Source organism: Haloferax gibbonsii, assembly GCF_001190965.1.
GTDB lineage: Archaea > Halobacteriota > Halobacteria > Halobacteriales > Haloferacaceae > Haloferax > Haloferax gibbonsii.
In genome coordinates this window covers 42626-55609 of record NZ_CP011948.1, presented here as the reverse complement: position 1 = coordinate 55609, position 12984 = coordinate 42626, and the positions used below count along the sequence as shown (strand labels likewise).

Annotated in this window: 13 protein-coding genes; 10 read left to right on the top strand and 3 right to left on the bottom strand. The window is 69.5% G+C overall.

Annotation, left to right across the window (positions count from 1 at the left end):
* The first annotated feature begins 57 nt into the window (after positions 1-57).
* From ABY42_RS15240 to ABY42_RS15220, 5 genes are all read left to right on the top strand, one after another.
* Positions 58-1299 carry a mandelate racemase/muconate lactonizing enzyme family protein gene (locus ABY42_RS15240; RefSeq protein WP_050459986.1) on the top strand — a complete coding sequence of 414 codons (1242 nt, stop codon included), beginning with the start codon at positions 58-60 and terminating at the stop codon, positions 1297-1299.
* 98 nt (positions 1300-1397) lie between these two features.
* Positions 1398-2534, top strand: coding sequence for a mandelate racemase/muconate lactonizing enzyme family protein (locus ABY42_RS15235; RefSeq protein WP_050459984.1), 1137 nt, complete (start codon positions 1398-1400; stop codon positions 2532-2534).
* 119 nt (positions 2535-2653) lie between these two features.
* On the top strand, positions 2654-3103 hold the full coding sequence (locus ABY42_RS15230) for a universal stress protein (RefSeq protein WP_004971521.1): 450 nt from the start codon (positions 2654-2656) through the stop codon (positions 3101-3103).
* Positions 3104-3167: 64 nt separating this feature from the next.
* Positions 3168-4601: a family 4 glycosyl hydrolase gene (locus ABY42_RS15225; RefSeq protein ID WP_050459983.1), complete on the top strand. Its 1434-nt coding sequence runs from the start codon at positions 3168-3170 to the stop codon at positions 4599-4601.
* Between the two features lie 84 nt (positions 4602-4685).
* Positions 4686-5768 carry an LLM class flavin-dependent oxidoreductase gene (locus tag ABY42_RS15220; protein ID WP_050459982.1) on the top strand — a complete coding sequence of 361 codons (1083 nt, stop codon included), beginning with the start codon at positions 4686-4688 and terminating at the stop codon, positions 5766-5768.
* A gap of 56 nt (positions 5769-5824) precedes the next feature.
* On the opposite strand, the gene ABY42_RS15215 is transcribed toward ABY42_RS15220, so the two are convergent.
* The 3 genes from ABY42_RS15215 to ABY42_RS15205 all read right to left on the bottom strand — a co-directional run bounded on the left by ABY42_RS15215 (position 5825) and on the right by ABY42_RS15205 (position 7561).
* Entirely contained in the window at positions 5825-6070 is a 246-nt protein-coding gene (locus ABY42_RS15215) for a hypothetical protein (RefSeq protein ID WP_004971529.1), read from the bottom strand.
* Between the two features lie 60 nt (positions 6071-6130).
* Positions 6131-6784 carry a ThuA domain-containing protein gene (locus ABY42_RS15210; RefSeq protein WP_050459981.1) on the bottom strand — a complete coding sequence of 218 codons (654 nt, stop codon included), beginning with the start codon at positions 6782-6784 and terminating at the stop codon, positions 6131-6133.
* Between the two features lie 93 nt (positions 6785-6877).
* On the bottom strand, positions 6878-7561 hold the full coding sequence (locus ABY42_RS15205) for a carbohydrate-binding family 9-like protein (RefSeq protein WP_050459980.1): 684 nt from the start codon (positions 7559-7561) through the stop codon (positions 6878-6880).
* Between the two features lie 86 nt (positions 7562-7647).
* On the opposite strand from ABY42_RS15205, the gene ABY42_RS15200 reads away from it, so the two are divergent.
* The 5 genes from ABY42_RS15200 (at position 7648) to ABY42_RS15180 (ending at position 12800) form a co-directional block, all read left to right on the top strand.
* The gene (locus tag ABY42_RS15200; protein WP_050459979.1) at positions 7648-8838 is read left to right on the top strand and encodes a UxaA family hydrolase; all 1191 of its coding nucleotides are present in this window, start codon (positions 7648-7650) and stop codon (positions 8836-8838) included.
* The gene (locus ABY42_RS15195) at positions 8835-9146 is read left to right on the top strand and encodes a UxaA family hydrolase (protein ID WP_050459978.1); all 312 of its coding nucleotides are present in this window, start codon (positions 8835-8837) and stop codon (positions 9144-9146) included. Before ABY42_RS15200 ends, ABY42_RS15195 begins: the two co-directional genes overlap by 4 nt.
* Complete coding sequence (locus ABY42_RS15190; RefSeq protein WP_050459977.1) at positions 9143-10312, top strand: UxaA family hydrolase; 1170 nt, start codon at positions 9143-9145, stop codon at positions 10310-10312. Before ABY42_RS15195 ends, ABY42_RS15190 begins: the two co-directional genes overlap by 4 nt.
* A gap of 195 nt (positions 10313-10507) precedes the next feature.
* Positions 10508-11647: an MFS transporter gene (locus ABY42_RS15185; RefSeq protein WP_004971541.1), complete on the top strand. Its 1140-nt coding sequence runs from the start codon at positions 10508-10510 to the stop codon at positions 11645-11647.
* Between the two features lie 127 nt (positions 11648-11774).
* The gene (locus ABY42_RS15180; protein ID WP_004971543.1) at positions 11775-12800 is read left to right on the top strand and encodes a Gfo/Idh/MocA family protein; all 1026 of its coding nucleotides are present in this window, start codon (positions 11775-11777) and stop codon (positions 12798-12800) included.
* Positions 12801-12984 lie beyond the last annotated feature (184 nt).

The following is a 12984-nucleotide window of genomic DNA, read 5'->3' as shown; positions in this document are numbered from 1 at the left end:
CCGCTTGTTCTCCCGCGCGAGGCGGAGTTTTATCGTGGTGGCCGATTCTGTAGAGGTATGCGAATCGCGACTATCAGCGGATACGCTCTCTCGTCACCCATCGAACCGCCGCAGGACCGCCCCTTCCACGGCGGCGTCCGTCGCCTCCTCAAACGCGACGTGGTGCTCGTCGTCGTCGAGTCGGCCGACGGAACCCGCGGTATCGCCACCGCCGGCGCGAGCAGTTCCGCGATGCGGGAGTACTTCGAGGGCGAATCGCAGGGAACCTTCGCGGATGTCGTCAACGGCGCGGTCGCCGACGCGCTCGAAGGCGAGACCGTCGAGGAAGTCGAGGACGCGCACGCGATGCTCCGCGACACCGACCTCCCCGACCGGCTCCGCCATCAGGCCATCTCGGCGCTCGACGTGGCCCTGTACGACATCCGCGGGAAGGAGGTCGGCGCGCCCATCTACGAACTGCTCGCCGACGAGTACGGCACCGACCCGACGACGGAGATGCCCCTGTACGCGAGCGCCGGGATGTACATGGAACCCGAGGGGTACGCCGAACAGGCGGCGACCATCCGCGACCTCGGCTTCTTCGGCTACAAGTACCGACCGGGCATCGGCCCCGACGGGGACCGCCGCACCGTCGAACTGCTCGCCGACGTCGCGGGCGACATGGAAGTGATGCTCGACGTGCACACGTGGTGGAAGATTCGCGACGGCTACGACCGCGAGACGGTCGAAGACCTCGTCACCTTCGCCGCCGAGCGGGACTGCTACTGGGTCGAAGAGCCCGTCTCGCCCGACGACCACGCGGGCTACGTCGAACTCGCGGAGACGGGCGCGCCGCTGGCCGGCGGCGAGAGCGAACCGACGCCAGAGGGCCTCGTCGCGCTCGGCGAGACGGGCGCGGTCGACTTCCTGCAGGGCGACGTTCGCCACCACTGCGGCTACACCGGCTGTCGCCCCGCGGTCGAGTCCTGCGTCGGCCGCGACGTGGAGTTCGTCCCGCACAACTTCGGGACGTGGGTCGGCCTGCTCGCCAACGCGCACCTCGTCGCGGCCGCGCCCGAGGTGTCGCTCCTCGAATACCCGGTCTTCGAGGACGACCCGCTCCTCGACGCCGAGACCGACCCAGGCATGTACCCCTTCGACCTCGCGTTCGACATCATCGAGGGCCAACCCGCCGTCGAGGACGGCGTCCTCTCGCTGTCCGACGAGCCGGGACTGGGAATCGAGGTGAACCTCGACGTGCTCGACGACTACCCGTTCCGTGACGGGCCGTGGACCGAGTTCCACTACGACGACGACTGAGTCGACGGTTCGAACCGCCTCGGCGCCTTCGTCCCGTCTGTCTCGCCGCGTTCGCCGTCTGCACAAGCTATAATGCGTCTCTCCGTGGTACATTTTTCATGCACGTAACCGACATCGAAGTCATCCCGATATCGCACCGCCTCCCCGACGGCGAGGGCCTCGGCGACGCCCGCGGGTTCGGCCACGACAGGGCGACGACGCTCATCCGCGTCGACACCGACACCGGCGACGTCGGCTGGGGCGAGGCGTTCGCCCCGGGGAGCGTCATCGCGCCCGTCGTCGACGAGTTCTTCCGCGACGACGTGGTCGGCATGGACCCCTTCGACGTGCGACGCCTCGCGGAGGAGTCGTACACAGACCCGTACCACTTCGGCGGGAGCGTCTTCGTCCAGAGCGCACTCAGCGGCATCGACGTGGCCCTGTGGGACCTCGTCGGCAAGGCCACCGGCAAGCCCGTCCACCGGCTCCTCGGCGGGACGCCGCGGGAGACGCTCACCGCCTACGCCTCGACGATGTACTTCACCGAGGCGGACCGCGACATCGCAGAGCCGATTCGAGACGCCGTCGACGAGGGGTTCTCGGCGGCCAAGATAAAAATCGGCAACGGCACGGACTCCGACGTGGAGCGGGTTCGGACCGCTCGCCAACTCCTCGGCGACGACGCGCGGCTGATGGTCGACATCAACGGGAACTACCGGCCGCGACAGGCGATTCGAACCGCGAAGGCCATCGAGGAGTTCGACATCACGTGGATGGAAGAGCCGGTCCCGCCGGAGAACCTCTCGGGCTACCGCGAGGTCAAACGCGGCGCCGACGTGCCCCTCGCGGCCGGTGAGGCGCACTACGGCCGCTTCGAGTTCAAGCGCCTCGTGGACGACCGGACGGTCGACGTGGTCCAGCCCAATCTCGGTCGGTGCGGCGGGCTCTCGGAGGCGAGCCGAATCGCCGACCTCGCCAGCACGGAGAACGTGGCGGTCAGGCCGCACATCTGGAACAGCGCGGTCGGCCTCGCCGCGGCGGTCCAGTTCGCGGCGTCGGTCTCGGACTACCCGCACACGCGGCACGTCCCGGACCCGATGATGGTCGAGTTCGACCGGAGCGAGAACCCGCTCCGCGACGAGATTCTGCAGACCCCGTTCGACCCGACCGGCGGCGAGGTGGACGTGCCGCAGGCCCCCGGCCTGGGCGTCGAAATCGACGAGGACGCCGTCGAACGGTACCGCGCCGACCGCTGAGCGCGGGTCGCTCGGTCGTCACCCCGCCGCCGCACCGCCGAATCGACCCCGCTCCGTCCCGACTCGCGGGATAGTTTTATGCGTTGAAGCACCGTGGCACCGGTATGCAGTCATCGCTAGTGGTAGTCGACAGTACGGACTCCAACGAGCGCCTCCTCACCGAGGCGGGGCAAATCGCGGCCGGCACGGACACGCCGCTCGTGCTCCTCACGCGTATCACCGAGGACGAAATCGTCGAGAACGCCGAGACGTTGCAGGCGATGAGCGACGCCGCCAACACGCCGCTGGAGTCGAACTCGGCGCGGGAAGTCGCCACGCGATTCGCGTCGCAGGCCGCCGACGAGGCGTTCGAGTCGGTGGACGGAACCGTGGAATACGACGCCGTCACCGTCGTCGCCGACGAGGGCGAGTTCGCGGACGAGGTGATTCGCGTCGCCGACGAGCGCGGCTGTGACCACGTCTACGTCGCCGGTCGACAGCGCTCGCCGACCGGGAAGGCGCTGTTCGGCGACACCGCACAGCGCGTCGTCCTCAACTTCGACGGGCCGGTCACCATCCTGACCGAGTGACGGAGCGGCCGGAACCCCCCGAAACGACAGCTATTTGCGACCGCGACTCGTCACGTGTTATCACATGTATCAGCTGTCGGAGCAAGCGGAGCCTGTACCGTCGGGTTCGTCCCGAACCATCGACATCGGCTACATCGGCGGCGGGAGTCAGGGGTGGGCCCACACGCTCATCAACGACCTCGCGCAGTGTCCGGACCTCGCGGGGAGCGTCACGCTGTACGACGTGAACTACGAGATGGCGTCGAAGAACGCCCTCCTCGGCAACCGCGTGATGGACCGCGAGGAAGCGGTCGGCGACTGGTCGTTCGAGGCGACCCGGAGCATGGACAAGGCGCTCGACGGGGCCGACTTCGTCATCTGCTCGATTCAGGACCCGCCGGGTGAGACGTTCGTCCACGACATCGACGTGCCCCAGGAGTACGGTATCTATCAGACGGTCGCCGACACCGTCGGCCCCGGCGGGGCGATTCGAGCGCTGCGAGCGATTCCGCAGTACCGCGAAATCGCCGCGACGGTCCGCGAGCGCTGCCCGGACGCGTGGGTCATCAACTACACCAACCCGATGACGGTCTGCACGCGGACGCTCTACGAGGAGTTCCCCGACATCAAGGCCATCGGGCTCTGCCACGAGGTGTTCAAGACCCAGAAGCTGTTCGCCGAGATGGCGGAGCGCTACATCGACGAGGCCGAGGACGTCGCCCGCGACGAGGTTCGGGTCAACGTCAAGGGCGTCAACCACTTCACGTGGGTCGACGAGGCGCGGTGGCGCGACCGCGACGTGTTCCAGTACCTCGACGAGGAACTCGAGCGTCGGAAACCGCTTTTCGACCGCGAGCCGGGCGACCTCGACGCCGAGTCCTACTGGGTGAACAACGAGGAAGTCGCGCTCGACCTCTACGACCGCTTCGGCGTCCTCGGCGCGGCGGGCGACCGCCACCTCGTGGAGTTCGTCCCGTGGTATCTGAGCATCGACGAGCCGGAGGAAATCCAGCGCTACGGGATCCGGCTCACGCCGAGTTCGGCCCGCGTCTCCGACGACGAGGGGCCAGACGAGATGGAGCGCTACCTCGAAGGCGACGCGGAGTTCGAGTTCCACGAGTCGGGCGAGGAGGCGGTCGACATCATGCGGGCGCTCTCCGGCGAGGGGACGTTCGTCACGCACCTCAACTACCCCAACGAGGGGCAGGTCGACGGCATCCCCGAGGGCGCGGTCGTGGAGACGAACGCGCTCCTCTCCGGCGACGACGTGACGCCCCTCTGTGCGGGCGGCCTGCCCGACGAGGTCGAGAGCATGGTCGAAACCCACGTCACGAATCAGGAGACGCTCGTGCGCGCGGGCTTCGAGGGCGACCTCGACCTCGCGTTTCAGGCGTTCCTCAACGAACCGCTCGTCACCGTCTCGCGCGACGAGGCCCAGGAGCTGTTCGCCAAACTCGTCGAACTGGAGCGCGAGTACTTCGCCGACTACGACCTCGACGCGTCGGTCCTGCGGGCGTAAGCCGGCGTTTCGAACCCTCGCGAACGCGTCACTCCCCCGCTTTCGGGGCCAGCTATTTATTCCGCCGTACTGTCGGTACACGCGATGTCGAGCGCCAATAGCCGCGGTCTGAGCTTCGGCTGTCAAGTTGTCAGCTACGGAAACGTCGAGGAAACCATCGAGCGAGCGGTCCGAGCCGAGACGGCCGGGTTCGACACCGTCACCGTCCCGGACCACCTGTTTCACCCGACCGGCTCCGAGGAGTATCTGGTGGACCCGCCGTGGGAGGCGTTCTCCGTTCTCGGGGCGATAGCCCAGCGCACCGAGGAGGTGACCCTCATGCCCGGCGTCGCGGACTCGGTGCGCCGTCACCCGACCGAACTCGCGCACGTCACGGCCACGCTGGACCGGATGACGGACGGCCGCGCCGGTCTCGGTATCGGGGCCGGCGAGGCGTTCAACTTCGCCCCGATTTCGGACATCGACTGGGACGACCCGTACACCCGGTTCAGGGAGTGCGTCGCCGTCATCGACGGCCTGTGGAACTCGACGGTCGACGAGCCGTTCTCGTTCGCGGGCGACTACTTCGACCTCGACGAGGCGCACATGGGGCTGAAACCCGCACAGGAGCCGCGTCCGCCGCTCTGGATAGGCGGTTACGGCGAGAGCATGCGCGGCCTGACGGGCGCGGTCGCCGACGGCTGGTTCCCGTGGATTTACTCGCCCGACGAGTACGCGGCCGACCTTCGGAAAGTCCTCGACGTGGCCGCGGACCGCGGCCGCGACCCCGACGCCATCGACCGCGCGGTCATGGTTCCGACGACGGTCTCCGAGGACGGCGACGAGGCCCGCGCGGCCGGTATCGAGCGCAACCGCGTGAACCTCGCGCTCCGGCCGCCGCTCCTCGCCGACATGGGCTACGAGGACATCGCGGAGTCGACGCCCATCATGTGGCAGATGGCGTTCGACGAGGAACAGGAGCGTCAGTTATCGGCGGCGGCCGAGCGCATCCCGGACGAGGCCGTCGACGACATCTGCGTCGCCGGCGACCCCGAGCGCGCCATCGAGCGAATCGAGGCGTTCCGCGACGCGGGCGTCGACAACCTCGTTCTCATCCCCGTCGGTGACTACGAGGAGACGATGCGGCACTACGAAAACGAGATTATTCCGTACTTCGGCGAGCGGTAGCGCGGCCGGGCGAATGGGTGCGCCGGTCGCCGACACCGGCCGATGCGGTCAGTCGGTCACTCCCGTGCGCCGTCGCTGACGCCGGGTTCCTGCCGGTTGTCGTCGTCGTCTCCTCTGCTCGCTTCGATTCGCGGCTCCACGCCGAACCGGTAGTACGCCGTCCAGACGGCCGCTACGACGGCGACGATGGCGAACAGCGTCGGCGACCACTCCATGCCGAGCTGCTGGGCCAGCCACATTCCCGAGAGCATGACGCCGAGGACGAACACGAACACGGTCAGGTCGGCGGTTCGAAGATTCATGTACCGACGTTCGGAACCGACCGGGATAAACGTTCACACGGCGACGCGCGAGCGCCTCGCTCAGTCGCGGACCAGCCAGCCGACGGCGTTGCGGAGCAGCCGCCGGTAGTCGTCGTTCTCGAAGGCCTCGGCGGTGTGTCCGAGCGACGCGTAACAGACCCGCCCCGCGCCGTACTCGCGGATCCACGCGACCGGGTAGTCGGTCAGGTCGGGGTGGGCCATGCGCGCAAGTACGGTCACGTCGTCGTCAACGTCGACCTGATACGGCTCGTCGAACACCTCGAAGTCGCCGACGCCGTCGGTCACGGCGTGGTCGGAGACGATTTCGACGCCGAACGTCGATTGCTCGGGGTGGGTGAGGAAGTGGCCGCCGAGGAGGTCGCGGAGGTCGGGAAACGGCTCGTCGCGCTTGTCGAGGCCGCCGTCCCCGTCGTGGACGTTGATGAGGTCGGCGGCGCAGTGGAGGCCCAGGTAGGCTCCGCCGTCGCGGACGAACCCGAGGAGACCGTCTAACTGCTCGGGTGTCAGGGTGGCGTCCGTCAGGTAGTCCACGACGAGGTCGTAGCCCGCGAGGTCGGCGAGGGCGTCTTTGTCGGTCGTCGCGGTCACCTCGGCGGCGTCGCCGATGGCGGACTCGATGTGCGGTCGCATCTCCTCGAAGTCGTGGAACGAGAAGGTCGTCTCTCCGATGACTAACGCGGACGGCTGCTGCATGGGCTGTCGTTCAGTTCCGGCGCGAAAAGTCGTTTCGGTGCCACCGCGGCTTGCTCGGCACGACCGGCCGGGGCACCCGCCCGAGGCGACCGCTCACTCGAACTCGATGCGCCCGAAGTACGCCGGCGAGTGGTACGTCGGCTCCGGCAGCTCGATGCGGTTCCACGTCCCCTTCTGCGCGTCGGGCAGACCGCTCCGGTAGAAGTTCCCGCGCCAGACCGTCCCCGAGTCGAGTTCGAGCGGGAGGTCGGTCAGCGACTGGAGCGTCGACCGCGGGAGCCGCGCCGCGAGCCACCACGAGTCGTCGTCCGGGGACGCGGTCTTCGTCGGACCGGGGACGGACGTTTCCACCTCGACGGCCGCCGCGTCGGTCGGCGAGACGAGGTCGCGGCCGACGTCGCGCTCGCGCCAGTTCGGCTCCTGCCACGCGAGTTTGAACGTGCCGCAGCAGTTCGCCTCGAAGTTGAAGTACCGCCCCGGCGAGCCGTCCTCGGGCGGGGCCGGCGTGGCGAACAGTTCGACCGAACTGTCCTCGAACGTCGGTCCGTTCAGCTCCGTCACGTCGGCGGTTATCTCGTCGTCCTCGACGTGGAACTGCAGGTAGAGCGCCTCCGCGTCGAACAGCGCCCTGACCGTCGTCTCCGGACCGGGCTCGTCGCCCCACGCGTACTCGTCCAGTCGGGCGACGTTCGCCCGCTCCCACACCGTCCCGTCGACCGCGCCGGTCAGCGGGACCGCCCTGTCCGCGTCGATGCGGCTGACCTCGTAGGTTCGCATACGACTCACTCACTCGACCCGCCCGCAAGAGCGTTCCGCCCGCGCCCGACGAAACCACTTTGTCGGGCGCTACCGAATCGCGTGGTATGAGACGAGAGTTCACCGGCTACCGCCGGGAGAGCGGCCGCATCGGGGTCAGAAACCACGTCGCCGTCCTTCCGACCTCGGTCGCGTCGTCCTGCGTCGCCCGCGGCATCGCGGCCGAGGCGGGGGCGTGGGCGCGCGCGACGCCGCACCAGATGGGAGCGAATCAACCGGACGAGGCGCGAGCGCAGACCGAGCGGGTGTTGGTCGGCGTCGGTCGAAACCCGAACGTCGGCGCGGCGCTCGTCGTCGAGTTCGGGACCGAGGATATCGACGCCGACGACATCGCCGACCGAATCGCCCGCGACGGGAAACCGGTGGAGACGCTCTCGGTCCGCGAGGTCGGCGGGACGGCGGCGGCCCTCCAGCGCGGGCGAACCGCCCTCGACTCGCTGAACGAGGCGGCCGCGGACGCCCGCCACGAGTCGGCCGACGCGAGCGAACTCGTCGTCGGCGTCGAGTGCGGCGGGAGCGACGCCACCTCGGGCATCGCAGCCAACCCCGCCGTCGGCGACGCCTGCGACCGTCTCGTCGACGCCGGCGGGACGGCCTCGTTCAGCGAGACGCCGGAGTTCATCGGCGCGGAACACGTCCTCGCGGAGCGGTGCGCCGACGAGGAGACCCGTCGCCGACTGCTCGACCGCGTCGAGCGCCGCGAGGCGACTGCCGACCTGATGGGCGTCGACCTCCGGGGCGCACAGCCCTCGCCCGGCAATCAGGAGGGCGGCCTCACGACCATCGAGGAAAAGAGCCTCGGAGCCATCTCGAAGGGCGGAACGACCCCCGTGTGCGGCATCGTCGACTACGCCGAGCGCCTGCCGGTCGGCGGCGGCCTCGTCCTGATGGACACGCCGGGCTACGACGTGGAGAGCGTCGTCGGCAAGGTCGCCGGCGGGGCGCAGATTATCGTCTTCACCACCGGGCGCGGGAGCACCACCGGCAACCCCGTCGCGCCCGTGGTGAAGGTCACGGGCAACCCCCGGACGTGGGAGCGCATGCGGTCGAACATGGACGTGAACGCCGGAGCGGTGGTCGAGGGCGACGCGGCCGTCTCCGAGGTTGGCGAGCGCGTCTTCGACGAGGTGCTCGCCGTCGCCGACGGGAAGCGAACCGGGGCCGAGACGCGCCGGATGGAGGAGTTCGCCATCACGGAGGTCCACCCGCGCGAACTCGCGGAGGTGCGGGGTAGATGAAGGGCCGCGTCCTCGACGGGGCCGCTCTCGTGTTGGCCGACGGCGACAGCGTGGCGACGGCGCTCGAAGACCTCGACGCCGGCCGCGAGGTCCGTGACGGAGACCGCGCCGTGACGCTCGCAGACGACGTTCCGTTCGGCCACAAGTTCGCCCTCGAACCGCTGTCCGCGGGCGAGACGGTCCGTAAGTACGGCGAGGTCATCGGGCGGACCACGGAGGCCGTCGCGGCCGGCGAGCGGGTCCACACGCACAACTGCGAGAGCACCCGCGGCCGCGGCGACGTGGCGGCGGCGGAGGTGGAGCGATGACCCGGAATCCACACCCGGACCCCCGCCCAGTCACCGCAGACTCGTTCGCGGGCTACCGTCGACCAGACGGCCGCCTCGGAATCCGAAACCGGGTGCTCGTCCTCCCGTCGGTCATCTGCTCGCACGTCGTCGCCGAGGAGATAGCCGCCCGCTCGCCGGGCGCGGTGGCCGCGCCCCACGACCACGGCTGTGGGCAACTGGGCGCGGACGCCGAACAGACCGAGCGGACGCTCGTCGGTCTCGCCGGGAACCCGAACGTCGCGGGTACGGTCGTCGTCGGTCTCGGCTGCGAGACGGTCCGGAGCGACGTCGTCGCCGCGGCGGTCGAAGAACGCGGGCTTCCGGTCCGCGAACTCACGATACAGGACGCCGGCGGGACCGACGCCTGCGTCGACCGCGGCACGGACGCCGTCGCCGACCTCCGGGAGTCGGCCGCCGCTCAGGGGACGGACGGGGCGACCGCGACAGCCGACGAACCGCCGGCGACCCTCGGTGACCTCACGGTCGGCGTCGTCGTCGACGACCTCGCGGACTCGACCAGACGGCACGCCTACCCGCTCGTCGCCGAGTTGGTCGAGCGGGTCGCGTCAGCCGGCGGACGGGTCGTCGTCGCCGGCAACGAGCGGTTCGCCGCGCACCCCGAGGAGACCCGGTCGCTCGTCGGCGACGCGGCCGCCGACCGACTGCTCGACGCGGCGGGCCGCCCCGCGAGGGCGACGCGCATCGGAACGGAGGCGGCGGCCCGAGGCTTTGCGGCCGCGACGGGATTCATCGGCGACGCGCCGGTCGCGGGTGTCGCGGCGTACGGCCAACGAGTCGATGAAGCTGACGCCGCCGATGCCGCCGCCGGCGCGGTGACGCTGCTCGACGCGCCCTCTCGGGTCGAGGAGGCCGCGACCGGTCTCGCCGCCGCGGGCGCGCACCTCGTTCTTCACGTCACCGGACAGGGAACGCCCGCCGGCCATCCCGTCGTTCCGGTGGTGAAACTCTCGGGCGACGCGGACACGCTCGCGGCCGTCCCCGACGATATCGACCTCGACGCCCGCGACGCCGACGCGGACGACCTCGAATCGCTCCTTCTCGGCGTCGCCGACGGCGACCGGACGTGCGCCGAGCGACACGGGCTCACGGAGTTCGCAATCGCCCGTGCCGGCCCGTCGACCTGACGGTCGTATCGAGTCCCACACCGCCGCCCTCGTCGCATCGCCTTCCGGCTCGCCAATCTTTATTGGGTGGTAGTGTCACACCCGGTCGTAGTGGTAGTCAATCAGCAGGCTCGACCAGCGGGTCGTGGACAGCGGAGCGCACTCGCACTCATCGGCATCTCTCGCGTCGCGTGTGGGTCGCTCTTCGGCACGGCGATGGCGCTCTACATCGGAGAACAGGGGTCGCCGTTCGCGGTGAGCCTCGCGTACGCGGCGTTCTCCTTCGGACTGTTCGTGTTCGCCCCGGTCTGGGGCGCAATCGCCGACATCACGGGGCGGCGGCGGGCGATACTCATCGGGACCGCGTTCCTCTCGACGCTCGCCATCGTCCCGCTGACCGTGACAGCGTCGGTCCCGCTCCAAATCGTCTGTCGGGGCCTCTTCGCGGTGTTCACCGCCGGCTTCCAGTCGGTGATTCTCACCATCGTGAGCGAGTCGGGCGGCGAGTCGGAGCGCGGGCGGTCCATCGGTTTCTACAGCAGCGCCCGCTCTACCGGAGCCATCAGCGGTCGGCTGTTCGTCGGCTACCTCGTCGGCCTGCTCGTGCCGACCGACCTCTATCTCGTCGTCGTCGGCCTCGGCCTCGTGGCGACGCTCCTCACGCTCCGCATCGCCGACCCGACGCCGCCGTCCGAAGAGACGCTGACCACGGGTCGACTCCTGGGGGAAGTCCGCGGGCGACTCCTCCCCGGCGGCGCGCGGCGGGAACTGTTCGAGCGGACCGGACTCGGCTGGCTGTACGTCGGTATCGTCCTCCGGAACATGACCGAGAAGGGCTTCATCTCGGTCGTCCCGGTGTTCCTCGTCGCCGACGTGGGGCTCTCGAACGTCGTCATGGGCGCCGTGCTCGCGGTCAGTCCCGCGGTCCGAGTCGTCTCGATGTACGGCTTCGGCCGCCTGAGCGACAGCATCGGCCGGAAGAAGCTCATCGTGGGCGGACTCGCCGGCAGCGGCGTGCAGGCGCTCGTCGTCGTTCTCGCGCTCCTCCCCGACGGGCAACTCGCCCGCATCGGTATCAGCAGCACCGCCTTCGTCGTCCACGCGGTCACGTTCTCGATGCTCACCGTGGGAACCATCGCCTTCGTCGCCGACGTGGCCCCCGTCGACCGCGAGTCGGAACTGATGGGGCTCCGGTCGACCGCCCGCGGCCTCGGCGGCGTCCTCGGACCGCTCCTCGTCGGCGTGCTCGCCACCCGGTTCGACTACGCCACGGCGTTCGTCTGCACCAGCGTCCTCGCGTTCGTCGCCGCCGGGCTGGTCGGGCGGACGCTCACGGAGAGCTTCTCACCCGAGTGAGCCGCGCCACGCCGTACGACCGCCCGGCCGCGACCCCCGCTCGTAAACGCTTATCACGCCGCCCGCTGACGTTCCAGTCGATGACGCCTACAGTCACAGTCACGCTTTCGCCCGACGGTGAGCGCCGATGACCGAGACGCCGGTTCGGGTCGGCATCGTCGGCTGTGCGAGCATGGGGCGGTCCCACGCCGAAGCGCTCGCAGACACCGACGGTGCCGAACTCGTGGGCTGTGCGGACCACACCCCGGAGACCGCTCGTTCGTTCGGCGAGACGCACGGCTGTCCGTCGTACACCAGCCACGCGGACCTGTTCGCCGACGCCGCGCTCGACGCCGTCTGCGTCTGCACGCCCAACGGGGCCCACCGAGACATCGTCGTCGACGCCGCGGCGGCGGGCATCGACGTACTCTGCGAGAAACCGCTGGAAATCACGCCCGGCCGCGTCGACGACATGGTCGCCGCCTGCCGCGACGCCGGCGTCACCCTCGCTTGCATCCTTCAGCGACGGCTGTTCCCCACGATGCAGTTCGCCCGCGAGGTGGTCGGCGACGGTCGGCTCGGACGGCTCGTGTTCGCCGACGTGCGGGTGAAGTGGCACCGCGACCGGTCGTACTACGACGACTCGTCGTGGCACGGCAGCGCGGACCTCGACGGCGGCGTCCTGTTCACGCAGGCGCTCCACGGTATCGACCTGCTCCAGTGGGTCGCCGGCGACGTGTCACGGGTTGCCGGCACCGGCGACGCGCTGTATCACGACATCGAAGCTCCCGACACGGCCGCGCTCTCGCTGCGGTTCGAAGACGGCGCGCTCGGGCAGGTGTCGGCGACGACGGCGACGCGGCCCCAACAGCCCATCAGCCTCGAATTCAACGGGACGGAGGGAACGCTTCGCGTCACCGAGACGGGCGTCGAACTGTTCGAGGTGAACGGGGAGAAACAGCCCGTCGACCTCCCCGACCCGCGCCCCGACGGCCCGCACGTCGCCCAGATACGCGACTTCGTCGAGGCCGTCTCCGCGGGCCGACCGCCGATGGTGCCGCCGGACGAGGCGAGAAAGGGAGTGGACATCATCTTCGCCGCCGAGCGCTCGGACAGTCGCGGCGAGTGGGTATCGGTGTCGTCGGTCGGCGACCTCCGCGACGCGGACGACTGAATTCGCTGACGCGCTCGACTGCGACCTCACGATCGATTCGACCTCACCACCGACCTCACCGCAACCGGTCGTTCGACCGACGCGGCGTTTTCGCGGAGCCTGATACGCCCTGAGCGGCTGGTATTCGACCGTTTACGTCTCGATAATGATTATTCGCCAACAATTTTTATTACGGGGCGGGCCC

Excerpts from the sequence above, each read along its gene's own strand:
- ABY42_RS15240 (WP_050459986.1), top strand. The coding sequence starts at position 58 with ATGCGAATCGCGACTATCAGCGGATACGCTCTCTCGTCACCCATCGAA.
- ABY42_RS15235 (WP_050459984.1), top strand. The coding sequence starts at position 1,398 with ATGCACGTAACCGACATCGAAGTCATCCCGATATCGCACCGCCTCCCC.
- ABY42_RS15225 (WP_050459983.1), top strand. The coding sequence starts at position 3,168 with ATGTATCAGCTGTCGGAGCAAGCGGAGCCTGTACCGTCGGGTTCGTCC.
- ABY42_RS15220 (WP_050459982.1), top strand. The coding sequence starts at position 4,686 with ATGTCGAGCGCCAATAGCCGCGGTCTGAGCTTCGGCTGTCAAGTTGTC.
- ABY42_RS15215 (WP_004971529.1), bottom strand. The coding sequence starts at position 6,070 with ATGAATCTTCGAACCGCCGACCTGACCGTGTTCGTGTTCGTCCTCGGC.
- ABY42_RS15210 (WP_050459981.1), bottom strand. The coding sequence starts at position 6,784 with ATGCAGCAGCCGTCCGCGTTAGTCATCGGAGAGACGACCTTCTCGTTC.
- ABY42_RS15205 (WP_050459980.1), bottom strand. The coding sequence starts at position 7,561 with ATGCGAACCTACGAGGTCAGCCGCATCGACGCGGACAGGGCGGTCCCG.
- ABY42_RS15200 (WP_050459979.1), top strand. The coding sequence starts at position 7,648 with ATGAGACGAGAGTTCACCGGCTACCGCCGGGAGAGCGGCCGCATCGGG.
- ABY42_RS15195 (WP_050459978.1), top strand. The coding sequence starts at position 8,835 with ATGAAGGGCCGCGTCCTCGACGGGGCCGCTCTCGTGTTGGCCGACGGC.
- ABY42_RS15190 (WP_050459977.1), top strand. The coding sequence starts at position 9,143 with ATGACCCGGAATCCACACCCGGACCCCCGCCCAGTCACCGCAGACTCG.
- ABY42_RS15185 (WP_004971541.1), top strand. The coding sequence starts at position 10,508 with ATGGCGCTCTACATCGGAGAACAGGGGTCGCCGTTCGCGGTGAGCCTC.
- ABY42_RS15180 (WP_004971543.1), top strand. The coding sequence starts at position 11,775 with ATGACCGAGACGCCGGTTCGGGTCGGCATCGTCGGCTGTGCGAGCATG.